This is a genomic window from Bacillus sp. TH25, assembly GCF_016650935.1.
GTDB lineage: Bacteria > Bacillota > Bacilli > Bacillales > Bacillaceae_G > Bacillus_A > Bacillus_A mycoides.
Genome location: NZ_JAEKEU010000038.1, coordinates 17,845 through 43,048 on the forward strand (window position 1 = coordinate 17,845; position 25,204 = coordinate 43,048).

General features: G+C 33.4%; 20 protein-coding genes and 2 pseudogenes. 6 read left to right on the top strand and 16 right to left on the bottom strand.

The features are described 5' to 3' along the window. Positions 1-34: 34 nt before the first annotated feature. The 4 genes from JFT89_RS22695 to amyS form a co-directional block, all read right to left on the bottom strand. Positions 35-745, bottom strand: a complete 711-nt coding sequence (locus JFT89_RS22695; protein WP_002066534.1) for a histidine phosphatase family protein — start codon at positions 743-745, stop codon at positions 35-37. A 160-nt stretch (positions 746-905) separates the two neighbouring features. Next, positions 906-1,430 (bottom strand): GNAT family N-acetyltransferase, encoded by a 525-nt coding sequence (locus JFT89_RS22700; RefSeq protein ID WP_201040667.1) that lies wholly within the window; start codon positions 1,428-1,430, stop codon positions 906-908. Positions 1,431-1,436: 6 nt separating this feature from the next. After that, complete coding sequence (locus JFT89_RS22705) at positions 1,437-3,338, bottom strand: endonuclease MutS2 (RefSeq protein WP_201040669.1); 1,902 nt, start codon at positions 3,336-3,338, stop codon at positions 1,437-1,439. A gap of 533 nt (positions 3,339-3,871) precedes the next feature. Beyond that, the gene (gene amyS / locus JFT89_RS22710; RefSeq protein WP_201040672.1) at positions 3,872-5,413 is read right to left on the bottom strand and encodes an alpha-amylase; all 1,542 of its coding nucleotides are present in this window, start codon (positions 5,411-5,413) and stop codon (positions 3,872-3,874) included. 213 nt (positions 5,414-5,626) lie between these two features. Between amyS and JFT89_RS22715 the strand changes: the two genes are divergently transcribed. Then, entirely contained in the window at positions 5,627-6,418 is a 792-nt protein-coding gene (locus JFT89_RS22715; protein WP_201040674.1) for an arylamine N-acetyltransferase family protein, read from the top strand. Positions 6,419-6,536: 118 nt separating this feature from the next. Further along, positions 6,537-8,324 (top strand): oligoendopeptidase F, encoded by a 1,788-nt coding sequence (gene pepF, locus JFT89_RS22720; RefSeq protein ID WP_201040675.1) that lies wholly within the window; start codon positions 6,537-6,539, stop codon positions 8,322-8,324. 54 nt (positions 8,325-8,378) lie between these two features. Here the strand turns inward: pepF and JFT89_RS22725 are convergent. From JFT89_RS22725 to JFT89_RS22760, 8 genes and pseudogenes are all read right to left on the bottom strand, one after another. After that, positions 8,379-9,390, bottom strand: a pseudogene (locus JFT89_RS22725) (agmatine deiminase family protein). Between the two features lie 107 nt (positions 9,391-9,497). Next, on the bottom strand, positions 9,498-11,240 hold the full coding sequence (locus tag JFT89_RS22730; RefSeq protein WP_201040678.1) for an amidohydrolase: 1,743 nt from the start codon (positions 11,238-11,240) through the stop codon (positions 9,498-9,500). Positions 11,241-11,321: 81 nt separating this feature from the next. Then, positions 11,322-12,143, bottom strand: a complete 822-nt coding sequence (locus JFT89_RS22735; protein WP_016096400.1) for a MerR family transcriptional regulator — start codon at positions 12,141-12,143, stop codon at positions 11,322-11,324. A gap of 44 nt (positions 12,144-12,187) precedes the next feature. After that, positions 12,188-13,165 (bottom strand): agmatine deiminase family protein, encoded by a 978-nt coding sequence (locus JFT89_RS22740; protein WP_016096399.1) that lies wholly within the window; start codon positions 13,163-13,165, stop codon positions 12,188-12,190. Between the two features lie 229 nt (positions 13,166-13,394). After that, positions 13,395-14,327 (bottom strand): bestrophin family protein, encoded by a 933-nt coding sequence (locus JFT89_RS22745; protein WP_201040680.1) that lies wholly within the window; start codon positions 14,325-14,327, stop codon positions 13,395-13,397. A gap of 178 nt (positions 14,328-14,505) precedes the next feature. Beyond that, complete coding sequence (gene psiE / locus JFT89_RS22750; RefSeq protein ID WP_201040682.1) at positions 14,506-14,925, bottom strand: phosphate-starvation-inducible protein PsiE; 420 nt, start codon at positions 14,923-14,925, stop codon at positions 14,506-14,508. Between the two features lie 176 nt (positions 14,926-15,101). After that, positions 15,102-16,259: an agmatine deiminase family protein gene (locus JFT89_RS22755; RefSeq protein WP_201040684.1), complete on the bottom strand. Its 1,158-nt coding sequence runs from the start codon at positions 16,257-16,259 to the stop codon at positions 15,102-15,104. Positions 16,260-16,544: 285 nt separating this feature from the next. Then, on the bottom strand, positions 16,545-17,672 hold the full coding sequence (locus tag JFT89_RS22760) for a serine hydrolase domain-containing protein (RefSeq protein WP_002066519.1): 1,128 nt from the start codon (positions 17,670-17,672) through the stop codon (positions 16,545-16,547). Positions 17,673-17,933: 261 nt separating this feature from the next. On the opposite strand from JFT89_RS22760, the gene JFT89_RS22765 reads away from it, so the two are divergent. After that, positions 17,934-18,161 (top strand): hypothetical protein, encoded by a 228-nt coding sequence (locus JFT89_RS22765; RefSeq protein WP_016096395.1) that lies wholly within the window; start codon positions 17,934-17,936, stop codon positions 18,159-18,161. A gap of 93 nt (positions 18,162-18,254) precedes the next feature. Here JFT89_RS22765 and JFT89_RS22770 read toward each other — a convergent pair. Next, positions 18,255-19,495 (bottom strand): annotated as a pseudogene (locus JFT89_RS22770) (MFS transporter). A gap of 97 nt (positions 19,496-19,592) precedes the next feature. Here JFT89_RS22770 and JFT89_RS22775 point away from each other — a divergent pair. The 3 genes from JFT89_RS22775 to JFT89_RS22785 all read left to right on the top strand — a co-directional run bounded on the left by JFT89_RS22775 (position 19,593) and on the right by JFT89_RS22785 (position 21,720). Beyond that, entirely contained in the window at positions 19,593-20,444 is an 852-nt protein-coding gene (locus tag JFT89_RS22775) for a LysR family transcriptional regulator (RefSeq protein WP_201040686.1), read from the top strand. After that, positions 20,437-20,949, top strand: a complete 513-nt coding sequence (locus JFT89_RS22780; RefSeq protein WP_016096393.1) for a DUF3916 domain-containing protein — start codon at positions 20,437-20,439, stop codon at positions 20,947-20,949. The genes JFT89_RS22775 and JFT89_RS22780 overlap by 8 nt, the downstream gene beginning before the upstream one ends. 93 nt (positions 20,950-21,042) lie before the next feature. Then, on the top strand, positions 21,043-21,720 hold the full coding sequence (locus JFT89_RS22785) for a YdcF family protein (RefSeq protein ID WP_002066514.1): 678 nt from the start codon (positions 21,043-21,045) through the stop codon (positions 21,718-21,720). A 55-nt stretch (positions 21,721-21,775) separates the two neighbouring features. Here the strand turns inward: JFT89_RS22785 and JFT89_RS22790 are convergent, their stop codons facing one another. From JFT89_RS22790 to helD, 3 genes are all read right to left on the bottom strand, one after another. Beyond that, a complete protein-coding gene (locus JFT89_RS22790; protein ID WP_201040688.1) occupies positions 21,776-22,135 on the bottom strand; it encodes a hypothetical protein in 360 nt (119 codons plus the stop codon). A 99-nt stretch (positions 22,136-22,234) separates the two neighbouring features. Further along, positions 22,235-22,831: a hypothetical protein gene (locus tag JFT89_RS22795; RefSeq protein ID WP_002066512.1), complete on the bottom strand. Its 597-nt coding sequence runs from the start codon at positions 22,829-22,831 to the stop codon at positions 22,235-22,237. Beyond that, positions 22,831-25,152 carry an RNA polymerase recycling motor HelD gene (gene helD, locus JFT89_RS22800; protein ID WP_016096392.1) on the bottom strand — a complete coding sequence of 774 codons (2,322 nt, stop codon included), beginning with the start codon at positions 25,150-25,152 and terminating at the stop codon, positions 22,831-22,833. The genes JFT89_RS22795 and helD overlap by 1 nt, the downstream gene beginning before the upstream one ends. Positions 25,153-25,204: the final 52 nt, after the last annotated feature.

Sequence of the window (25,204 nt, forward strand, 5' to 3'; positions counted from 1 at the left end):
TAACCTCCTTTTCTTATTTTCATTTGAGATATTATTATATTTCCACACTTTCTGTTCCTTTTGCAACATAACTCATATCTCCAACCGACTCGACGACATATTCCCCGTCTTTATATAAAATTTTCGTTACACTTGCATTCTCCACTCCAAGCTTTGTTTTACTACGATCTATCATTTCTATTAATGCAGTTATCAAAAGCCCATGAACGACAACTAAAACGTTGCCGCCTCCATTTGTAGCAGCTTCTTCACTAATTTTATCAATCTCTGCTTTTATACGAGTAGAAAATAATTCCCAATCTTCCGCCTGTTTCGTAGGATCTGCTGCTCTAATAAGATCAATAACTTCTTGAATAGAAAACTTCATAAGTTCTTCTGGTGATGCAACGCCTGCAGCTTTTCCAACCACATCCCACATATTTTCAAGTTTTTCACCTTCAAAAATACCGAAATTTAATTCTCGCAAATCTTTTCTTTTCTCAAGTTTCAATTTTGATTGCTCACTATATTTTAATACTAAATTAGCAGTTTCAATCGCGCGGCCGCTATCACTACTGTACGCATTCGTAAAATGAATATCTTTTAATCCCGTTCCTAAATTTGTGGCTACTTCCACACCTTTTTCTACTAATGGAGAGTCTGCCCAACCTTGCGCGCGATGGTTCGTATTTAATATTGTTTTACCGTGTCTTGTAACATATAACGTAACTACATTCTCATTGCTATCTGTTTCTCGATTCTTCATTCTATTCTCTCCCTTTACATTTCTATATCAATTTTACCACTTCAATTATTCATTGAGCAAAATATACGTAAGTGCATTTGCTTAATAAAAAAAGCTATCTTTCTGTATATCCCTACAAAAAGATAGCATCTTTTATGATTACATTTCTTAACCGATACTCCTACTCAGCAAAAGCACTCGAATATTGTACAATTCCTTCTACACCTTCAAGAGCATTTTCTGTTAATTCCATTACCATAAACACTTCTTCAGGCACTTCAAATGGTGCTTTTATATTCCACTCACTTGCTTTTTTAAATCCGAATTTCGGATAGTACTCTGGATGCCCTAATACTACAACTGACCCGTATCCTAATTCTTTCGCTTTTTCTAAAGCAGCCGTGATAAGCTTTCCACCAATTCCTTTCTTCTGATGGCTTGGTGCTACTGAAACTGGTGCAAGCGCTAATGAATCTACAGAAGCCCCATCTTGTTCTATTGTAATTTTCGATAACATAATGTGACCAACGATTTCCTCATCTACCGCAACAATTGATAACTCTGGAATAAATGCGTCACATTCTCTAATACGTTCTACAAGTTCATGTTCCTTTTTATCGCTAAATTCTTCATTTAAAAATGCTTGTTGTACAACTTCTTCTGTTTTTCTATAATCGTTTTTTTGTTCTTGTCTAATTGTTACCATTTTAACTTATCCTCTATTCTTTCTTATTTCTTTTTCAATTTTACGAAGCGCTTTTTTCGATCCGCGCTCTATATCACGTTGCATTTTTCTTTCTTTATAATCCACAAATAGTGTATTTAAATCATATCCTTCTGGGTATAATTCTTTCGCCGCTACCTCTAAAGTAATACGTTTTACATTCACTTCAATAAATTCACCGTTATAATATACAACGACATTATAGAAATTATCTTTTTCCTTATATACAATTCCGAAATCATCATGATCCAATAAATTCACACGGTCGCCGATTTTATATTCATAGTCATTTTCTCTTTTTTCTTGCACGAATTTCGGTTTTCTAATTTTGCTTTCATTCACTTTTTCTATAGCGTATTCTTTATTTCCCATATACGCTTTCGCTCTTTGCAGTACATGTTCTTTTACATTCATTTTATTTGCAATCCAAAGTGCATTACTTTCACCTGATTTTCCGATAACTAATTTATAAAGTGGCTCTAGTGTTTCACTATTAAATTGCATTGCTGCGTTCATAAAATCACCGTGCATTTCTGAAAATCGTTTAATTTCACCGTAATGTGTACTCGCAATTGTAATACATCCCGATAGATAAAACTCTTCTAAAATAGATATCGCAAGCGCCGCACCTTCATTCGGTTCTGTACCGCTTCCTATTTCGTCAAATAGTAGTAACGTATTATTATTTGACATCCTCATAATTTCAGAAAGATTTTTCATATGAGATGAAAATGTGCTTAGTGCATTTTCGATACTTTGATTATCACCAATGTCTACAAATACATTTTCGAAAATAGCAATTTCCGTTTCTTTATCTCCAGCGATATGAAGGCCTGACATTGTCGCTAATGTTAACAATCCGATTGTTTTCAGCACAATTGTTTTCCCGCCTGCATTCGGCCCAGTAATAATTAAACTTCGGTATTCTTGACCGATTTCAAAATTTAACGGTACTACTTTCCCTGTTAAAAGCGGATGCTTACAATTCACTAAATGAATGTAGCCATGATCGTTTAATTTCGGCTCTATTCCATCGATCGATTTACTAAACTTCGCTTTCGCAAATACCATATCATATTGGCTAATCAACTCCATATTAATTTTTATATGATAAATGTTTTCTAATACCATTCCTGATAAAGTCGCTAAAATTTGATATTCTTCCATCGCTTCTTCTGCTTTCCAACTTGCTAGTTCCGCATTTAACTTTGTAACCGTATGTGGTTCTATAAATACAGTAGAACCTTTTGCAGATGCTTCAACAATACTTCCGGCAACTTGATTTTTATAGGTAGATTTGATCGGAATCGTATAGCGATCATCCTTTTTACTAATAAAGAATTCCTGAATATACTTCTTATTTGCACTACTATTTAAAAACTTCGTTAAACGTTCTTTTATTTTTCCATCTACAGAATCAATGTTATTTCGAATTCGTTTTAACTCTTTACTAGCCGCTGCATCAATGCTATTTCCTTTAATTGAAAAGTTAATTTCCTCTTCAATACTTTTAAATTCAGTCATTGAATTTGCATACGAAGATAATACTGGCGCAAAGAATTCTTTATCTAACATAAATTTTTTAATCTTTCTACATCCACGTAAAAAGTCTGAAACACTCACTAACTCTGCTGGATCTAAAATCATCCCTTTTTCTAATTTTTGAATTGTACTAGCGATATTAGAAATTCCGAAGAAAGGCACATGCCCTTCTGCATCTAATATAGCTCGTGCTTCTGTCGTTTCATTTAAGCGATTTCTCACTACTTTTATACTCGTACTCGGCTCTAATTTATTTAATAATTCCTTACCTAATCCACTTACACAATAAGATTTCACTATTTCCATTAATTCGTTATACTGTAACTTTTCAAAAGTCATCGTATTCATTTTGTTTCTCCTCACTATGATTGATTTCTATCATCAATGAAGATACCTACTCATTAGATTCCAATGAATTCTACATTATTCAATTACCATTTTTATACATTAAAAACATATACAAAAAAGCTGCGGGGATACCGCAGCTTTTACATTTACAAGGCAAGTGTAATAACATATGAGGAAATAAGCCATAAAAAAACAGATGGCAATCCCCTTATTACACGCTTTATAAAGTATTGTAGGTATCTTCATAGGTTTCGAAATAAATCCATGACAAAATTAGGGGTATGATGTACATAAAAATCCCCTGGTCTTATCCGATTTATTTCATTAAATTTTTCCTATTTAGTACCTACCGCACTCACAAAAAGCACCTCTCATTAATTTATATTTTATGTTCATTGAAATCTAATTTATTGAAATCATCATACTATATGTTTTATAAGAAGTAAAGGTGTCATACTTTAATAACTATGCAGAATGTAAAAAAGAAGAAGAAAACTTATATTTCAGTCTACCTCTTCTTTTTCATCACCAATTTACTGTTGAACATATATGGAAACTGAGCCTCCACTTACATGGAACTGCCCCCATCCGTCCTTATTAATTGTTATAGTATTTGTTTGATTACCCGTAATATCGTGCCATACTTCCCCAGCGTTATTCTTTCCAACATCCATCCACTTTGATCCTCCTGGTCCGTCCGAGAGTAATGTCGCTAAACCAGAATTAGCATGTACACCATCACCTTCTCTTGTCCAGCCAATCACATCTGGATGGTCTAAATAATCACGCTGCGTACCATATGCAAAGTTTTTTCGTGCCGTCAAAATCGGATCAATTTTATCTTTTAACGCTGGAATTTCATAACTACTCTTTCCGCTTGTCCCATAGTAATCACCATAAAAAACTGAAGGATAGCCCTCTGCACGTGTTAAAATAAATGCATATGCCAACGGTTTAAACCACGGACTTACTACAGATTCCAATGACTGTCCAGGTTGAGAATCATGATTCTCAACGAGAGTAACTGCGAGTGCAGGGTGATTTTGCATTACTGTTCCATTTAAAATAGTTCTCATATCATAATTCCCATTTCCTTTTGAAGCATAATGAAAATTGTAATGAAGCGGTGCATCAAATACAGATTGATTATAATTGACTTTCGCCAAATAATTATTTAAAATCTGGATATCATTTTGCCAATATTCAGCTACTGTAAACATTTCTTTCCCCGTTTGCTGTCTGACATGATTTACCCAATCGCGTAAATATTCATGATCAATATGTTTAACAGCATCTAAACGAAAACCATCTAAATTTAATTCATTCGCATACCACGTCCCCCAATTTTTCATCTCATTCGCAACATCTGGATGATCAAAATCAAGATCTGCATACATCAAATAATCATAATTTCCATTCTCGCTAGACACTTCCCAGTCCCATGCTTTACCTATACCCCTAAATTTATAAATTCGATTTAATTTCCTTCCTTCATCCCAATCCGTTCCGTCAAAATGATACCATTTCCATTTGAAATTAGAATAAGTATCTCCGCGCCCAGGAAAGTTAAACCCCGTCCATGCATTAATTTCATAATCACCTGATACCTCAATATTTCGATTGTTACGGTCTACCTCAACAGCTGTTACAGTTTCAGTATAATCTGCTCCACCTTTATGATTCATAACTACATCGCCGTATACATCGATGTTTTGCTTATGTAAAGCTTCAATTGCAGATTTCAATTGTGCTTTCGTCCCATATTTTGTTCGTACCGTTTCTTTTTGATTGAATTCCCCTAAGTCATATAAATCATATGCTCCATATCCTACGTCATTTTGCGTAGTTCCTTTATATGCAGGCGGTATCCAGACAGATGTAATTCCTTTCTGAGCTAAATTTCCAGCATCTGAATGCAAGCGATTCCAATGATTCCCATCATTCGGAGCATACCACTCAAAATACTGCATTAATGTTCCATTGTTTATCGTTGCTGCTTCCGCCTTATTCCCCTCATATATATTAGGAAAAAGTAAAATAAACAATAAACAGACTACCATAATCCTTTTCAACATATTTACACCATCCCCTTAAAGAAAACGTTTGCATAATTTATTAAAATTATTATAATATTCGTTCTACAGTTAGTAAAGTAGTAATCTTTTAATCTCTCACATTATTTTTCCTGTAACTTCACATATTCCACAAGTACCCCACATAGTTTAAATTTCACATCTTATTCAAGATTGTTTACAATTTATCTATAAAAGCATAACGGAGGGATTTCTATGACCGACTTTCAAAAACAATTTTTTGCAAGATTAAATATAGAAGAAAAACAAAAAGTTTCATTTGAAGATTTACCTAACATTATGTATGCAATGTCACAATCTGTCCCTTTTGAAAACTTAAATATTCTCGAAAACAACTTTAAAGCAATATCAAAAGAAAATCTAAAAGAAAAAATTTTAATAAACAACCGTGGCGGCCTTTGTTATGAATTGAATCCGGCTATGTATTACTTACTTAAAGACTCTAAATTCGATGTCCATCTCGTTTCAGGAACAGTTTATAACGCTGCAAATTCTATATGGGCTGTAGATTCAGGGCATATCGCAACTGTTTTACAACATCATAATGAACTTTACTTAATTGAAGTAGGTTTCGGATCATATTTACCCCTTTCCCCTGTTCCTTTCTCAGGTGAGATCGTTCATTCTGTAACAGGCGACTATCGTATTCGTAAAGAAACGACTGAAAAAGGTAATTATATTTTAGAAATGCGTAAAAACAATGAGTTTCTAGATCAATCTTCTACTGATGATTGGACAGTAGGTTATGCATTTTACTTGGAAGAAGTGGATGAAACGAAAGCAAATGCAGCACAAAAAATTATTGTTGAACATGAAGGTTCACCATTTAACAAAGTACCTCTTGTTGTAAAACTTACCCATGACGGGCACGTATCATTAACAAAAGATAGCATTACAGTAACGAAAAATAGAAATAAAACAAAAGAAACAATTACAAAAGAGCAATATACAAACCTCCTTCATTCAACGTTCGGCATTACATTATAACTTTTAAAGCCTCGCCATTCTCGGCAAGGCTTTTTATTTTCCAGCAGGGATTTTTTGCAATTTGTTGTATTTCATAGTTATATAGGAATATAACTACATATTTAGAAAGGAAATGATTATGACTGAACTTAAAGATCGACTACAAGTAGCTGATAAAGAAAAATGGGATTTAACGGATATTTATCATACAATTGAAGATTGGGAAAGCGATTTTCATAAAATTGAAGTATTAACGAATGAATTACACAAGTTTAATGGAAATATTCACGATGGCAATAGTTTATTAGCTTATTTAACAAAGAGTGAAGAAATATCTAGCATAATATCTTTAATGTTCGCTTATGCACGATTACAATCCGATCTTGACACACGCGATACTGACGCTCAATCCCTTGTCGATAAAGTATCACAATTACACGTGAAAGTAAGTGCGGCTAAATCTTTCTTTTCCCCATTCTTACTTAGTGTAGATGAAAACACATTACATTCTTACATAGAAGAAACAGAAGGCTTACACTATTATAAAGAAGACTTATTTGAGCTATACCGTTATAAAAAACACGTTTTGAGTAAAGACCAAGAAGAGATTTTATCACAAATGGGTGAAGCACTCTCCTCCCCGCAGCATACATTTGGCATGTTAAATAATGCAGATATAATTTTTGGTGAAGTGACTACTGATGATGGAGAAAAAGTAAAATTAACACGTGGAATGTATTCAAAGCTAATAGAAGATGAGAATCGTGAGAAACGTGAAGAAGCCTATAAAGCTTATTACAAACCATACGTTCAATTAAAGAATTCTATCGCTTCTACTTTGTCCGCAGCTATTAAAAACAATGTTACTGTCTCAAAGCTACGAAAATATCCATCAGCTTTAGAAAAATCATTATTTGGCGACATGGTTCCGAAAGAAGTATATGAAAATTTAATTGAGACAACGAAAAAAAATATTCAATCATTACATACGTATAATGAACTTAGAAAAGAAAAATTAAATGTAGATGAACTACGACAATACGACTTGAGTGTTGATTTAGTAAAAGGTGTAAAACAAGACATTCCATACGACGAAGCGTTTGATATAATGATCGCGTCACTAGCTCCTTTAGGTGAAGAATATATCAAAACATTAAAAAGCTTTAAAGATAAACGCTATATAGACGTGAGAGAAACACCAGGAAAACGTTCTGGTGCTTATAATTTTGGTGTATACGGTGTTCATCCTTTCATTCTTTTAAATCATCATGATGATTTAAATAGCCTTTTCACCCTTACTCATGAATGCGGGCACGGTATGCATACGCATTACTCACACGGATACCAACCAAGAATTTCTGCACACTATACTATCTTTGTTGCAGAAGTCGCTTCTACAGTAAATGAAGTGTTATTAATTCATTATTTATTAAAAGAAGCAAAAGAAACGAACGTACGTAATCATTTAATTAACTACTTTATCGATAGCTTTAAAGGTACTTTCTTTACACAAATCATGTTTGCAGAATTTGAAAAAATCACACATGAAATGGCCGAACAAGGTAAACCGTTAAATGCCAAAGTCTTTAGTGAAATTTACGAAAACTTATTTAGAGAATATAATGGCGACTCCATCGTATTTGATGAAGAAGTAAAATATGGCTGGTCTAGAATCCCTCATTTCTACCGTCCATTTTACGTATACAAATACGCAACTGGATTCGCTTCTGCCATTCAAATCGCCGATAAATTATTAAGCGGTGATCCAAATGCTCAGAAAAACTATATTGAATTCCTTAAAGGCGGAAGTTCTGACTATCCATTAAACCTATTGAAAAAAGCTGGCGTCGATTTAACTACACCAGAACCGATTGAAAGTGCATTAAATCGATTCACCCAACTTGTTGAAGAGTTTTCAGCATTATAGAAAAAAGCATGCAGATTATAGAATCTGCATGCTTTTTCATATGAAATATACATTTCATTTATTCACTTGTTGCTGCGTCACACAGTGAATCATACCACCATACGCATACAGTTCATTTACATAAACACCGACAACGCTTCTTCCTGGAAACTGTCCTTCAATGATTTGAAGTCCTAACTTATCATGTTCATCACCGTATATAGGAACCAATACAACTTCATTTCCAATATAAAAGTTCAAATACGAGCCCTTACAGTCTGCCTCTTTTACCACTTTTTCTTGTTACAGGTACTGGGATGAGCTGAAATGGATTTCCATCTATATTTCTCGCTTGTCGCAATTCTTGATAATGCTTTTCCTGCGCCTCCAAAAGGTACGACTCTCCTTCCCCAAAAGGATCATATTCATAAAGAATTGTATTTTCATTTACAAAACGCGCTGCTCCATCAATATGGTAATCTGTATCTTCATCATAATTATCCTCTCCGCGAATACCAGTTATCCATATAAAATTCGTTACTCCCAAATACTTCGTTAACTCTATTTCAATCTCTTCCTGATTTAGTGTAGGATTTCGATTTTCATTTATAATAGAAGTTTTTGCCGCCATTAAGGTGCCATTTCCATTTATCTCTATTCCTCCACCTTCTATACAGACACTAGATTTAACTTTTGGAATGCTATACATTTCACTTATTTTTTCCGGAATAACAGCATCATTTTCATACGGATATTTATCCCCCCAACCATTAAATACCCAGTGTGTTAAACAGAGATTGCCTTCCTTATCTTTTACAAAGATCGGTCCATTATCTCTTATCCAAACATCATCCGTTTCTTCAATTAACTTCGATTGTACATGTACTTTTTCTTCCTCATCAAATACAACAATATGCACATTCTCTCCGTAATGAAGCTCCTTTGCCATCGTTACCCAAATATCATCTAGCTTAGATCTGTAACCTTCGCCTCTATGAGCCTTATCATGAGGCCATTGGAGCCATGTTCCCTCATGTTTTTCCCACTCAGCAGGCATATAATATAAACTATTTCCCATATTTCTCATACATGTTCACCCCTTCTTCGAATGTAAGTTCAGTCTAAACTTTGACATCGTGTTAAGGTCAACAGAAATATCTTCATTTACTTGTAACTACTTCATACGTGGATTCTTTATTCTCCCTTGTGATACACTACTTCTCCTTGTAAAACTGTCATTAAAACTTTCGCATTCGGAATCTTATCGGCACTCATTTTAGTAATATCTTCGTTTAATACTACTATATCGGCTGATTTACCTACTTCAATCGATCCAGTAATTTTATCAAGACCTAATGCTTTGGCTGGCTTAATTGTATAAGCATCAATAGCTGCATGTACATCGGATAAGCCTTTCTCATCAATACTTAATGCATTCGAAATCGTCACAAGTGGATTTAGTTCATTTACATCCCAATCACTACTAAGCGATACATTTGCTCCTGTTTTCCAAATTCGCCCTAAGGGCATAATTCGTTTCATCTGTTGATCTGTAAAATACGTACTTGCCCAGCTTTGTTTAGGATCTTCCGCAAAATCATGGCCTACTTGGAAATCAGCGCTAATACCTAACTTAGCAAAACGATTTATATCACTATCTTCTACCATCTCAACATGTGTGAGCGTATAAAGCTGATTTGCACCTTCTTTTTTCGCTGCTTCAATTGCATTTAAACTCTCTCTTACCCCGCCATCCCCAATCGTATGAATGAGTGCACCGTAACCAAGTTTATTAAGTTCCGTTAACCACCATTTCATTTTTTCTTCTGGAATATAGTTCAAGCCATACGGTGTTCCCTTAAACCACTCAAATTTATATTTTTCTAGTATTTTAGCTGTACTGTTAATACTAATTCCATCACTATACATTTTCACTTGATTAATAAGCATTCGAGATGATACATCATCACGCTTAATTTTTTTGAAATACTCCATTTGTTCTGCTTCATTTAAGTTCGGATATACCCACGGACGAAGTACTACTCGCGATGTTAACTTTTTCTCATCATTTACTTTATTCCAAATATCTAACCAGCCTCGTTTCCAATAGAGACGTCCATCGCCGACTGTAGTAATACCATTCTTCGCAACCTCATCTAAACCGTCTAACAAACCTTCATAGTTTTTTTCAAAGAGGTTTGACTGGGAATTCCATGCTTTTTCCATCACGATATCCCCAGCTGTATCATACAGAATTCCAAAAGGTTCTCCTGTCTCTGGATCCCGGATGATTCTTCCGCCTTGCGGATCTTTCGTCTCTTTATTTATTCCCGCTACTTCCAATGCCTTTGAGTTAACCCATACAGAATGAGAGGTTCTTTCCATAATTAATACTGGGTTATTAGGAAATAGCTCATCAAGAACTTGTAATGGGGTTTGATGTTCTGATTTTTCATCCATATCTTTTAACAGCTCTTCCAAACTGAACCCTGTTCCACTTATCCATTCCCCTGTCTTTATATCTTTTTTACAAGCTTTTAAATACGATCGTTGTTCTTGCAGCGCAGCATCTGATGAAACACTACAATTCCCTGCTGCTGGTGATTTCGCTTCAAAAATATGATTATGGTTGTCCACAAAACCAGGCAGTATTTGACGCCCTTGTAAATCTATCACTTTCGTATCTTCATTTATCAATTCTTCTACATCCTTATTTGATCCGACAAAAGTGATTTTTCCATCTTTAATCTCTACAGCTTCTGCTATATCCTGCTTTTCATTAGAAGTATAGATTGTACCATTTTTAAATACTACATTCTTCGGCAACTGATTAGGTAGAACAGAGCTACCATTCTCACCTTCTCCTACTTCAGGCGTACACGCTGAGATCCATACCATACTAAGAATTAGACAAATAAGTAAGATTTTTCTTTTCATATTCTTTCCCCTTTTTATTATGATAAATTGCTTTCGTATATAGAATAAGGATTGACATAATGTTAATGTCAATCCTTATTCTCATTCTATTTTCGTAACTAAAAAACAAATTTGTGTGACATACTCTTCTACTAAACAATCACATTCAGGCCCCTTTATGTAGACCTCATATGGTGAATTATTTATTACATAACCATTTCTTTCAATCCATTCTTCTAACGCTATATAAGCGTAACCTATATAGTCGTAACTTCCATAATGTATAGTAGTAACGATTTGATGCGGTTTTAGTTTTTTTATTTCACATTCTTGTAATGCGTCTTTATCGTTTCCATGCATAACCGGAATTCTTAATTCAATATCACTGTGATTCGGAATATATTCTTCATCATAAAAAACTGTAGATGGCGAACCAACTATTTGAGAGTTATTTTCTTGTGCCTTTTCATATAAATCATAAAAATAATCATCCACATCATCTATATCTATTTGTAGTCTTTGAGCAATTACCGTCATTTCATTTCTCATTCCAATTAATATATCGTAACTTCTATGACAAGCAATATTTAAACCATGATTCATATTTACCATTTCATTCATTTCTGAAATAACCTGTAAATTTTGTTTCACCTCATGAGACAACTCTATAATTTGCGATTGCATATGTTTAATAAATGAATCTTGATCTGATGATTGAAGAATTATTTTAATTTTCGGTAGAGGGAACTTGTACTCCCTTAGCTTTTTAATTTTCAACGCTATTTCAAGCTGCCCTTGCTCATAATATCTATATCCATTTACCGGATTCACATATGCTGGTTTCAATATTTCCTCTTTATCATAATGCCTTAACATTCGTGTACTCATTTTACAAATCCGTGAAAATTCAGTAATTGTATACATATAAATACCCCTTGAATACATTTTCTTATATATGAGCTTATTTATTAAAACCAATCAAATATTTTTCTGATTGAAGAACCTTCATTCTGATCGTTCAGCCTTTTCATTTTTGAAGGTAACAAATGACTAGGACAATACCACGTTAAACAATTCATCGCGCCTCCCATTGTCGATATTTCTCCTACATGACTTTGAATAACTTGTTTCTCCGTATGCTGTTGAATATATCGTAAAACTTCCTCATCTTTAGCTAATCCAAACTTAGGAACGTAAAGCGTATCACATGTTTCTAACATATTTATATATAAACCTTTTGCTGACGCTATCTCTTCATCGTATTGACCCTTCTCTGTATATGACGAAGGAACAACTATAAATTCAGCCTCTGGCATTTGCTCTTGAATAATCTCTTGAACCTTATATCTAAATTCATGATCCCCTAAAAAATCACTAATAAACATTGTATGTTCATCAATAAATTTAACCATCCCGTCTGCGTGTGCAAGTACATCTCCCTCTTCAGCAGGAATAATAATAACCCGACTCACATCTAAATCCCATTCCAGTTGCTCTATAATTTCTTCTTCCGTCCAATCATAGTTATCATCAAATATGCGTTCCGTTAATATAACGGTATCTTTTTTATTCCAAATAAGATTTCCACCGTCTAATATCAATGGAGATGTCACATATTCAAAGTCGTTCTTTTTCAACCATTTATTAAATTGTTGATCTAAATATCGTCCTTGATCTTTCGGTAAGTAATTCGGTTGATATTTGAATTTAACTAGATGATTTGTTACAACTGGTGCAACATCTCTTAGCCAAATATCATCATACTCAAAAAAGTTTGTATGAAAGTCTTGCTCTTCAACAGATAAAGATATAAGTTGATCGGTAAATGCTTTATTTTCATTTAAGTATTCATTAAAATAAATAATGTCTTCATAAAATGGTCGATAATATTCATTCGATTTATCTGGTATTGCAGTAAAAATAATGCCACTATGTTTTTGTTCCATATTACTTACCTCGCTTTTTAATAATGATTGAATAACTGTTTTCAATAAGCCAACTATTCCCCAATTCATTTCTCTTTTCATTACAATTTTTGAAACGTGCACATTTCATGAATGGATTATAGCACGGAGAAATATTATATATTTATATAAAAAATATAAAGCCGTCGTTAAGCCGTAAACTGACTCTTGACAAGATTTTTAAATTTTAATCGTCGTACACAATGAAGGATTAGATGATTTTTTTATCAAGATTCAAATCCATTACTTCTAATAGAGCGTTTTGATTATATAAATTCACTAAATGCGTTTCTACCCCAATGCAAATCCCTTCTAGCGGCAGATCGTTTGGATCTTGACCAAATGGATCCTCAATTTCAACTCCTATTGCTTCAATCCCTATAAATGCAAAACTTATAAACGTAGTTGCAAGTACTGTAAACCATCCAAGACTATCAACAAGACCAATCGATAAAGTCCCGCAAAATATGAGCAGTAAAATTTTAATATGAGCAAAATATGCAAAAGGAATAGGCGTTGTTTTGATCCGATCACATCCACCCACAGCTGTAAGCAGAGTATTCAAATCAGCTTCCATATTAATTATTGCATTTGGGTGAATTTGACCCGTTTTCAAACCTTTTGATAGTATAGTTTTTAACATAAAAACTATACTAATCGGTAAATGAATAGACTCAGCCAACATTTCTTTTTCCTTCTCAGAACAAATATCAAACAATGCTTTTATTTCGGATAAATCTTTTTCGTCTCTCAAATGTCCTTTCGCTATCTTTGGAAAAGCAATTAACAAATGTAAAAATTTTGATTTTTCCTGATCCGTCTTTTTCCCTTCAGACTCCCAATAACATAAAAAACTAACTGCCAAATTTCTAGTACAAGCACCAACCGTGCCAAATAACTTTCTACCTTCCCAATACCTATCATAGGCAGTGTTAGTACGAAAAACTAACAGTAGACCTAAAGCTCCTCCAACAATTACCCAAGGAGTTTGATTCATTTTTATTTCTACATAATAATAATTAATCACAGTTACTATCGTTGAAATACATATATATAATAAAATTTGCGGGAAAATATCTCTTATAACTGTTCCCTTTAATGTAAATATTTGATGTAAACTATTTTGATTATTGTAATGAACCATATTTACAAAAACCTCTTTCCTTATTAACCTTTTATTCTTTTAAATTATGAAAGTATACAATTAAATAGTAGAATCATAAACCCTATTATTATAAAACTGGTTAAGATTATTTCTTTCAATACTGTTACTCCTTTTTACCAAAAGATAAAACATCTTTTTTGATTTAAACAACAAACGTTCACTCTTCTAAATCACGACGCATTATTTTAGAATTTGCAATGAATAAAGCACTAATTAATACAAGAATCGCGCAAGCATATAACAATGAATCCATTGGACTATCATGGTCTATAATAATGAGACGAACAATAGCCGTAATACCTATATATATAAAATAACGTAATGGAAAATGAAAGTTCATTTGAAAATACTTTATAATCATTACGATGAATTCAAAATATAAAAAGAATACGACGATACTATCAATCAAATGATAATTAGATTCCTCACTATTGAATTTAAGTTCTTGTATAAATTGAATAACTTCTTTCATCAGAAACACACTTAAAACAATTCCCAAACAGATCAAAGCAACATTTAAAATGTACTGTAGAACGATAGGGAACAACGAAAAAACTCTTTTTATATTCTTTAACACAAACATTTTTCTCCTTTTCCATATAAAACAATAATGACAATATATTTATATTTAATTATCATTACATAAGAATTATACATTTAACCCTTATTACAGATGTTAAAACAAGACAAAATAGGTAAAGATAGCATTTCACCTATTTTGTCTATAAAGCAACATAACGAAACTATAATCGATTACTTCAATTGAATGGGTTGTTGCTGTGTAACACAATGAATCATTCCGCCATTTTTATAAAGTTCTCTCACGTCAATTCCCACTACTTTGCGATCTGGGTATAACTTCTGAATCGTATCGTTTGCAATTTTATCATTTGGATCATTATAATTAGGAACCAATACCACTTTATTCCCAATATAATAATTGATATACGATCCCTTATAATCGAGAGTTTTTCCACCTTCTAAAGTAACTTTATCTTTACTAAGCGGTAAGTATTCATACTTATATTTCTTTCCTGAAGCATTTTTTGCATCTAACAATTTATCCATATCTTTGTTTGACAAGCCCCATTCCGCCAAGTCATCTTCTTTCATCGTTACAATGGTAGATTTATCATGGAATTTAGCAAATCCATCAATATGAAAATCCGTAATATCTAAATTAGGCACTCCGTCTAACCAAATAAAGTTTGTCACCCCAAGGTCACTTATATATTTTTCAATTTCCTTTTCTGTTAAATCAGGATTTCTATTTTTATTCGTTACTGCACTTCGAGTTAATAAAGCAGTCCCATTGCTGTCTAATTCAATTGCGCCACCTTCAAGGACGAATTTCCCCCAATCAATTCTTTCAATCCCTAATTGTTTACTAACATTCTCACGTATACGGGCATCATTTTTATATGGAGTTTTCTTTCCCCAACCATTAAATGCTGGATCTAATATTTTTAGATTTTTATTATTGTCATAAACAAAAATCGGTCCACTATCTCTTGCCCACACATCATCAGTAGGAGCGATAAAGAAATCAACTTTATCCATATTCAGCCCTTTATCTATTAAAAGCTTATTGATTCGCTCTTTCTCTTCCTCATCATATGCAACAATGTGGACTTTTTCACCCTCAGTTAAAGCACTTGCCATCTTAATCCAAATAGGTTCAACTTCTTGTTTATACTCTTGACCATATGTGTATTCATGAGGCCATTGTAGCCATGTACCTTCATGTTTATCTTTTTCATCCGGCATCGTATATTTTCCAGCGTTTTTCTGTACCTCTACTTTTTTATCCTCTTTCCCTTTGGCATTTTCATTATTCCCTTCAAAAGAACATCCACTAATAATCGTTGTAGATAATGTAGCTATTAAACAAAACTTGACTATTTTTTTCATTTTTCAACCTCCTGTTCATGTCTACAATACTGTAAGGCTTAACATAGTGTGAAGCTCAAGCTTTTTCATAAATGTAAAAATTACCAATTATTCTTCCGCATGATAATCACATAATTTCAATACAAATAGATGACATTCACAAAATACACTTCCTATATTTAACATCCATATCATTTAACTTCCTTCATAAATTTATTCTAATACTAATCCCCTCTCATACATGCTTGTTCACTAAATAAAAAAATCGGTATTGATAATTTTATATCAATACCGATTTTCAAATAATTATTTTCCTTCTATTAAATCTTTCGCCATCTTTCTAAACTCTTGATTAAATGCATCATTCATTCCATTTTGCACGTTGGAGAAAAGAATTACAAAAGTTCGTTTATCCCAATTAAAATTATTAAATGTGTTCCAACCAGCTAATACACCATGATTATGATAATAATCTGGGTAAATATAGAAACTAAATCCATACTTTCTAGCGGGTGATACAGTAAACATATCTGATAAACTTTGTTTAGAAAGCAGCTTCCCATCCATAATTGCCTCATCTAACCTTCTCATATCATCAACTGTAGTGTACATTTCACCACAACCATATAGCCAATTCATTCTTAAACGAGGCGTAACTACTAACTCATTATCTTTTTTCGTATATCCTTCTGCTAAAAACATATCTCCAGGAAAAGTTGCCCCCATCCCAGATTCATGCATTCCAACAGGAGTAAAAATATTTTCTTTCACATATTCAGCCAGCGTTTTATTCGATAACTTTTCTACAATATACGCAAGTACCATATAATTATAATCTGTATATTTCCATCCTGTTCCTGCAGGAAATTGCAACTTTTGCGCTCCAATCCATGTTACTAACTTTAAACGTGACGCCGCATCAACACTACCTTGTCCCTGATCTGGTAACCCGGACGTATGTGTTAACAAATTTCGTAACGTAATATTTTTATCTGCCGGAAACGATGGAATATACTTATTTACATTGTCTTCAATATTCAATTTCCCTTTTTCTCTTAGTTGCATGATAGATATTGCAACGACTGTTTTCGTAATAGAACCAATTCGATATTTCGTTCTTGGCGTTGTTAATACTTGATCTTTCACATTCGCATACCCGTAGCCTTTTCGTAAAACTACATTATTTTTATCTGTTACGAGAACCGTTCCGTTAAATCCTTTATCTTTTAAATATTGATCGAGTTTCGTTGCTGCAATATCATAACGTTTTTGCTGATTTGCATCAACTTTCGGTTTATCATTTCCAACCTTATCCTCAAAATTCGAAAATGCCTTCAAACTGTATTTCTTTTCTTTATTTGCATGTATGAGTGCAGCGACACTCCCACAAAAAATAGCAAAAACAAAGAAAGTAATTAACCATTTCTTAAACATATGGGAACCCTCTTTTATCTAGTTTCACTTTATACTTTTCCATTCTATTCTATATCTTTTAGTTTTTAAATATCTTATAATCTATCTACTCTATTATTCCTCATAGTAAACTAGATTCCTTTTTCTAACGTTCAAATTTTAACTACTCTCTATTGTAGTTCTTTTTTACAAAATTTCCACCTTACAATCGGATACATCCAACTTTAATTTAAATTTTTTATGTAACATTCGTTACACATTAACAAGAATGGAGGCGTTAATTTGAAAAAGACCGATAAGCGCAATCGTTTAGATAATATGATGTTTCATTATCGAGTAACAAAAAACAATATAGTTTTAATTGAATATTACGGAAAACAGATTATAATTTTAAAAGGAAATGATGCTGAAAAATTTTTAAACAAAATAAATCGGGCAAGTAACGAAAAAGAAAAACAGCTTATTATGGCTAAAATTACAGGTAATTTCAAAAGAGGAAATGAGCGTTAATGAAAACCAATCTCATTTCTAAATTGATTATACAGCATATAAAAAAGAAATGTCACTCTCACGACATTTCTTTAGATTTTCTTCATAAAAGATTTACATTTTTAATATTCTTTTACTGTTACATAAATTCACCGCTGAAACGCTTAGTAATGCAACTATACCATCCATGCATATGTGTAGCCTTTTCCATCTACTATATAACCAAACAAAGCAGGTGCAAAGATAATAGCAATTTGATTAAGTGTAAGCGCAAAACTCACTGTTAGGCCTACCAATTCCTCACTTGCAGACTCAGCAACTTCAACCATAAAAAGACTAAACCAACCGATCGCAAAGAACCCTAGCAGTCCACTTACCACAAATAATGCTTCAATCATCATTGTGTGTATATTCATTACAGTAACTAAAATTAAGCAAAAAGAAATACATACAGTTATTAATAAAGGTGTACGACGATCACCTTTGTAATATGTATCACTTATTGTAGCTAATATAATTCGCCCAATCATTCCTGCAACTAGCATAACTGAAAATACTTTCCCTGCTACAATAGGTGTTATCGATTTTTCAATGACTAAAAATTTTATAAAATGTCCGACTAATATCATTTGTAAAGAAATCATGCAAATACCTGTAATAAAAATTGGATACAGCTCTTTTTTACATATTATCTTTTTTAACTGCATCCAAAAAGAAATACTTACATTTTCTTGGCTCGTGTGTTCTCGTACGTACGATTCCTTATAAAATATGAAAAACACTAACCCGCCTACTATACATATAGTTGCAAGAACATTTATCGTATAAGCTAAACTAAATTTAATTGTAAGCAAAGGGATCGTTACTCCTGCTAATGCCCCGCCAATAGGTATACCAGCTTGCCGTATTCCCATAGCTAATCCGCGCATTTCTTTCGGAAACCATTTCAAGATTACTTTACTTCCCCCTGGCTGAGATACGCTATAAAAAGTTCCTATTAAAAGAAGGACAAATAATAGCCCAATAAAGCCCCTTGCCGTATGAGCAAGTAAAAGTGCCCCGCCAAGTAATACAGTGCTCGATCCAATTAATATTCTTTCGTTATATCGATCAAGTAACCTTCCGGCAAAAAGCATACAAAACAGCGGACCAATATTTACAGCACTTATTAACAACCCAACCTGCATATTCGAAAGTACATATTTCTGTTTCCAAAATAAAGCGAGTACCCCTACTCCATATGTTATAAGTGTTGCACTTGCCTGTGCTACCGTTGCCAAAGTTAACATGATCCATTTATTAGAACTACTGTACTTTTCAATTTTTTCTTCACTTATCAACGTTATCTCCCCCATATCCCTTTCATTGTATGAAGGTTCTGATATCATGTAAAATAAGTATTAATAATAGAATCCATCAAAAAAATTAATACCTTTTCCGGGGTGATAATAAATGGACATAAAAGATTTAAGAGTTTTTTACGAAGTTGCGAAAGAAGGAAATATATCTCATGCTGCTAAAAACTTAAACTATGTACAATCAGGTGTAACGATGCGTATAAAACAACTAGAAAATGAATTAGGCGCACTATTATTTTATCGCAACGGTAAAGGTGTTTCTTTAACTTCAAACGGGGAAATTTTATTAACATATGCAAAGAAAATCATCCACTTAATGGATCAATCTGTTAAAGCTGTTCAAAGTAACGGAACCCATCCGAAAGGCACGTTAAAAATCGGGTGCACAGAATCGATAACAGCCGTTCGTCTCCCGCCCATATTAACGACCTATTATGAAAAGTATCCAGAAGTCGAATTTATTTTAGAAACACATACGACAGACCAATTAACTCAGCTCGTTTTAGAACGAAAACTAGACGGGGCTCTTATCGCTGGAAATATTCAGCATACTGAACTTCATACACTTTCATTTCGAGAAGAAGAACTCGTTCTCATTAGCAAGACTCCTCTATCTTCCTTTAAAACAATAGAAGAACTGAATTTACTCGCTTTTAGTCAAGGTTGTTATTACAGAAGACTATTAGAAAACTGGCTTCAAGAAGAAGGAATTTCACCTAAAAGAATACTAGAGTTTGGAACAATTGAAACAATACTTGCATGTGTAAAATCAGGTATGGGTAAGGCTATTATGATGAAATCTATTATTCCAGATTACGAACATGGTTTATCCTTAAATACATTACCAAATCACTTTAGAAAGGTTCCTACTACCTTTATTATTCGAAAAGATATTTTCCACTCAGCTGCCTTGCAAAAATTTATGGAGATGATCAACAATGCGTGAAAAGAAAATACGCGGAATGAAACGAAAAACAAAAACTCTTATAAAAAGAATTGAAGACGCCACTAAAGCATTTCCATCTACTTTCTATAACGATGAATATTGGCATATGCCTTTACCAGGCTCTCAAGCTTTTATCGATTCTAATAAAACACCTAGGAAAGTAAAGCGATTGTGCATTCAAACCCTGTTAAATCAAGCGAATCAATTAATGACAATGAAACCGAACGATACAAATACATATCGAGTCGTTGTTATGATCAAAATAGCAAGCTTATGGAACTCACAAATCATCATATTTAAAAACGACGACTACTTTCAAAAATTTTTCAATAGAGATAATGAATTTCAAAAATGGATTCCCCTCTCCAATGCTTCCGACTTCGGGCATGAATGGAAAATATCAATTTCTAACAGTGTCCAAACATTGCATTTCCAAGAAATAATCAAGGATGAAGATGAATTTTATGATGAATTAGAACTTTTGTTTATAGGAGAGTTATCATAAAAGGGGAACTGTCAAATGAAAACCTTCCCTTTTTCCACTAAATAACATCGCTATATAATGAATTTAACGTTTCACTATATAGGAGGTTTTCATATGGTAATCCCAAAATACCCTGAAGTCCCATATCTTACGAAAAAACAAATTGAAGAAATAACCGAAATCGCTTTCCTAAAAGAATCAACACCACAACAGTGTGATGCAATTTTCGTTTTCGGTGGTTCCCATCCTGGTAATTGGCAAGCTCCTCTACATGCTTATCAACACGGTTTAGGTGCACAAATTATCGTCACAGGTGGCACTAGTTTACATGGAATGAAACATCCAAACTGGAATTATGGAGAGTTATCAGAATCAGAAGTAATTGTTAACAAGTTAATTGAACACGGTGTACCAGAAGATGCTATCATTTTCGAGAAAAACTCTCTCCATTCTATCGCAAATGTAATTGAAGCTAAGAAGATTTTTGATTTTAAAACAATTAATAGTTTACTGTTTGTATGTAAAAGTTTAGGAGCAGGTCGGCAATATAGAGTATTAAAAAAACATTTACCAAAACATATAACTTGTATTCCATATACATTTGATACAAGTTTTGATGGTAATTTTATAATTAACAGATATAGTTGGATGGAAAATGAGAAAAGTCGCTCTATGATCTTCGGAGAATACTTGAGAAATGTTTGTTACGGTCGAAAAGGTGGAATTGAACCTCCTGAGAAAGAGATTGAAGGATTAGAAAAATACGTATCATATTACCAACATCTTGCATAATATTTTTTCAGCATAAAAAATATCGGGAAGCCAATATAAAGACTTCCCGAACATTCTAATGATGCATAAATAACACTAACATTACTTTTCCTTTTTCATCCCCCCACATTTCAGCAAAGAAACAATACTCTTCTGGGAAATCTTCTAAAGATACTGGTTCATCAGTAAGACAAATATTATTGTGATATTTTGTATCCCAGTCTGCTCTCACATCATCTATTGATTCACGTTCTAAATTACTTTTTCGATCGTCGTAATAATGAGAAATAAACACTTCTTCTATTTCACCGTTAAAAACCATTTGTTTTAGTTCTTCTAATGTAGGATTTTCAGGATATATTTTATTTGAAACTACTATTTCATTATTGTACATTTCCTTACTTTCATTATTTATAAAATAGCTTTTTCTTCTCATAACGCTCAGCCCTTTATATTCATTTTATTATACAGATAAAGCATAGATAGCGGTATATTATCATAGATTTATAGCACTGTTCAAATATTCTTTTACATATTAAGCCAACGCAGACGGCGGCAATAATTGTGGTCCTTCCCCCATGCGCGCCAATACCCAATCATCGTAATACCACATTTCTGTTTGACGGCGGCTCATCATATAATCCCAGCGTACTTCACGCTCAAATTCGATGATTTGTCCATCGCCACCAATTGTCATCCAGTTAAAACTTCCGTTATTATGCATCATCTTTATCCATAGAACAGGAAACTCCACAGTTTGTCCCCCGTCAACATAATGTCTAGTTTGTTTTTCTATACGAAGTAAAGTTAGGCCCTTTGCATATTTTCGATCAACCTTTTCCATTACATCCATCGCTATTTTCTCTGCCTCATCCTTATGAGGTAGTTTATTAGCGTATACTGGCATCATATTCGTGTAACTTAAAAGATGCTTACTCTTTTGAGAAGTAATAGTTGTTATATGAGAGCCACCATAATTCAGTGGTTCTTCTGCTTGATAACGCTGAATTTCAACATTTACACCGTCACGTAGTTCTTCATGCTCATGCACTAATTTTACATACTTCGGAATTGACAATAACATTGAAACTTCCTTACTACAGTTTTGAAAAGCATTTAATTGATTAGCCATTAAGCATCTCTCCCTTTACTCGTTTCGTTTTGAAATAATTCTTTCGGTACTTTCGAAAGAATCGCCATAATCTCTCCAGCATAATATACATATAATTCATGCATCGCTCGTGTACATGCTACATAAAATAAATTCCGTTCAGATTCTTTACTGTAAATATCACTTGAAGCATCAAATATAATAACAGCGTCGAACTCTATCCCTTTTGCTAAATAAGCAGGAATAATAACAACGCCCTTCTCATAAGTCGTATTTTCTTTCTGCACAAGATGGTAGTCTAATTTATCCCCTATTAACTCCATAGCCTTCATACATTCTTCATTTGTTTTACAAATGATCGCAATTGATTTATGACCTTTCTCTTGCAAATCTCTTGCTTTATCAATGATACTTTCCACACGCTCTTGTTCATCATTCACTTTTATACATAACGGCTTCTTACCATCCCGATTAAAAGCTTCAATGTCTTTCCCGTTCGGAATGATATGTTTTGTAAGTTCAATAATAGGTTTTGCTGAGCGATAACTACGATTTAACTGAATGGTTTCTACTTTGCTATTTGCAAACAACGTTGAAATTATATTTGTTCCTCTATTACTAGCATGAGCGAAAATGTTTTGATTTACATCACCGAGCAACGTCCACTTTGCCTTCGGAAACAGTCGTTTCATAAACGCTAATTGAAATGGTGTATAATCTTGTACTTCATCAACAAATACAAATTTCACAAGATGGTTCGTTTTAAAACCTTCTATTAATTCTTTTAAAAATAAATAAGGAGCTACATCTTCATATGCTAATCGCTTTTCCTCTAAACACTTTACTGTTTGCTTACATATTTCTTCCCAACCATCCGGTGCGAAAACATCTTTCTGGATCCTTTCAAAGAACTGCTGAAATATTGCAGAATGATTTACAAAAGCTAAAGATTTCACCTTTCTTCGCAACGAACGGAAATGCTTTCTCACTACATATTTCGTTAACACTTCATGCTCTTTCTCGTAATAATCAAATTGATTATCCTTCTCTAACTTTTCATACAAACGATTATAATCTTCTTTATTTAAATATTGAATTTCCCGCTCTACCCATTCTTTTTTCGCTTCTTTCTTTTCAAAGCTATTTAATTTTTTACTAATCCATTCCGTTACCAGTTGCATTCGATTCGGTATTGAAATGGCTGTGTTTAGGGAATAAAAATAGTCATATATTGCATTTGCATGTATGACTATTTCCCCTTTAAATGTTACATCATGAAATTGCATCCCTTTTTCACCAAGGTTTCTCGCATACTTTTCAATCAGCCCCATAAATTCAATTGATGATTTATATTGAATCCCTTTTCTCCTTGTTTCATACACGTTTTCCTGTTCTTTCGTTAACATGTATTCTAACTGCGAAAAAGGATCTTCTACAGTAAAACTTTTTCCAATCATATGTTCCATGTATGCTTGGATAGTTGTTTGTTGCATATTCTCCTCACCAAGCTCTGGTAAGACGTTAGCAATATAGCTATTGAACAAATCATTCGGAGAAAATAGCAAAATTTGATCCGCATTTACTGCCCCGCGGTAACGGTATAATAAATAAGCAACACGTTGCAGAGCTGCTGAAGTCTTCCCGCTTCCAGCCGTTCCTTGCACAATTAACACATCACTTTTATCGTTTCGAATAATTTTGTTCTGTTCTTTTTGAATTGTTGCTACAATACTTTTCATTTGTTCACTTGCATTTCTTCCTAGCGCTTCTTGAAGGAGTTCATCCCCTATCGTTACACCTGTATCGAACATACTTTGAATGTTACCATTTCGGATAATATATTGACGTTTCAAAAGTAAATCACCTGATATTGTCCCCATTGGCGCTATATACTTTGTACTTCCTAAAGAATAATCGTAATAAAGACTAGAAATAGGTGCGCGCCAATCATATACTAAAAATTCATCTGTCTCTTTATCATAAAAAGAGCCGATACCGATATAAATTTCATCAGTACCCGCCTCTTTATCTTCTTTAAAATCAATTCGTCCAAAATATGGTGTATCTTTTATCTTTGTTAAAAGATTGTATTCATTTTTCGCATGTCGATGCGTATGCTCCCTTTCAGAAAGAATCTCGGCCTCTTGCCTAATACTAGCCGCCGTTTCAACCGCCTCTTTAATATTATCTATATTTACTTTTACATCTTCCCAAAAGTTTTTTCTTATATTTACAATTTCAGACTTCACCGAACCAACTCGGCTGTCCAGCTCTTTCAGTTCCTCGTCTACTTTTTCAATGACTACATTTACACGTTGTTGTTCTTCTTTATAATGATTCATATAATCTCCCCTTCTCATTCCATTTTTCTGATTGAAAGCCTTATATGATACG

Bases quoted from the DNA above. Each gene is read 5' to 3' on its own strand.
- JFT89_RS22730 (WP_201040678.1), bottom strand. From the start codon at position 11,240: ATGAAAAGAAAAATCTTACTTATTTGTCTAATTCTTAGTATGGTATGG.
- JFT89_RS22700 (WP_201040667.1), bottom strand. From the start codon at position 1,430: ATGGTAACAATTAGACAAGAACAAAAAAACGATTATAGAAAAACAGAA.
- helD (WP_016096392.1), bottom strand. From the start codon at position 25,152: ATGAATCATTATAAAGAAGAACAACAACGTGTAAATGTAGTCATTGAA.
- JFT89_RS22735 (WP_016096400.1), bottom strand. From the start codon at position 12,143: ATGTATACAATTACTGAATTTTCACGGATTTGTAAAATGAGTACACGA.
- JFT89_RS22775 (WP_201040686.1), top strand. From the start codon at position 19,593: ATGGACATAAAAGATTTAAGAGTTTTTTACGAAGTTGCGAAAGAAGGA.
- JFT89_RS22780 (WP_016096393.1), top strand. From the start codon at position 20,437: ATGCGTGAAAAGAAAATACGCGGAATGAAACGAAAAACAAAAACTCTT.
- JFT89_RS22740 (WP_016096399.1), bottom strand. From the start codon at position 13,165: ATGGAACAAAAACATAGTGGCATTATTTTTACTGCAATACCAGATAAA.
- pepF (WP_201040675.1), top strand. From the start codon at position 6,537: ATGACTGAACTTAAAGATCGACTACAAGTAGCTGATAAAGAAAAATGG.
- amyS (WP_201040672.1), bottom strand. From the start codon at position 5,413: ATGTTGAAAAGGATTATGGTAGTCTGTTTATTGTTTATTTTACTTTTT.
- JFT89_RS22760 (WP_002066519.1), bottom strand. From the start codon at position 17,672: ATGTTTAAGAAATGGTTAATTACTTTCTTTGTTTTTGCTATTTTTTGT.
- JFT89_RS22755 (WP_201040684.1), bottom strand. From the start codon at position 16,259: ATGAAAAAAATAGTCAAGTTTTGTTTAATAGCTACATTATCTACAACG.
- JFT89_RS22695 (WP_002066534.1), bottom strand. From the start codon at position 745: ATGAAGAATCGAGAAACAGATAGCAATGAGAATGTAGTTACGTTATAT.
- JFT89_RS22715 (WP_201040674.1), top strand. From the start codon at position 5,627: ATGACCGACTTTCAAAAACAATTTTTTGCAAGATTAAATATAGAAGAA.
- JFT89_RS22790 (WP_201040688.1), bottom strand. From the start codon at position 22,135: ATGAGAAGAAAAAGCTATTTTATAAATAATGAAAGTAAGGAAATGTAC.
- JFT89_RS22705 (WP_201040669.1), bottom strand. From the start codon at position 3,338: ATGAATACGATGACTTTTGAAAAGTTACAGTATAACGAATTAATGGAA.
- JFT89_RS22745 (WP_201040680.1), bottom strand. From the start codon at position 14,327: ATGGTTCATTACAATAATCAAAATAGTTTACATCAAATATTTACATTA.
- JFT89_RS22785 (WP_002066514.1), top strand. From the start codon at position 21,043: ATGGTAATCCCAAAATACCCTGAAGTCCCATATCTTACGAAAAAACAA.
- JFT89_RS22795 (WP_002066512.1), bottom strand. From the start codon at position 22,831: ATGGCTAATCAATTAAATGCTTTTCAAAACTGTAGTAAGGAAGTTTCA.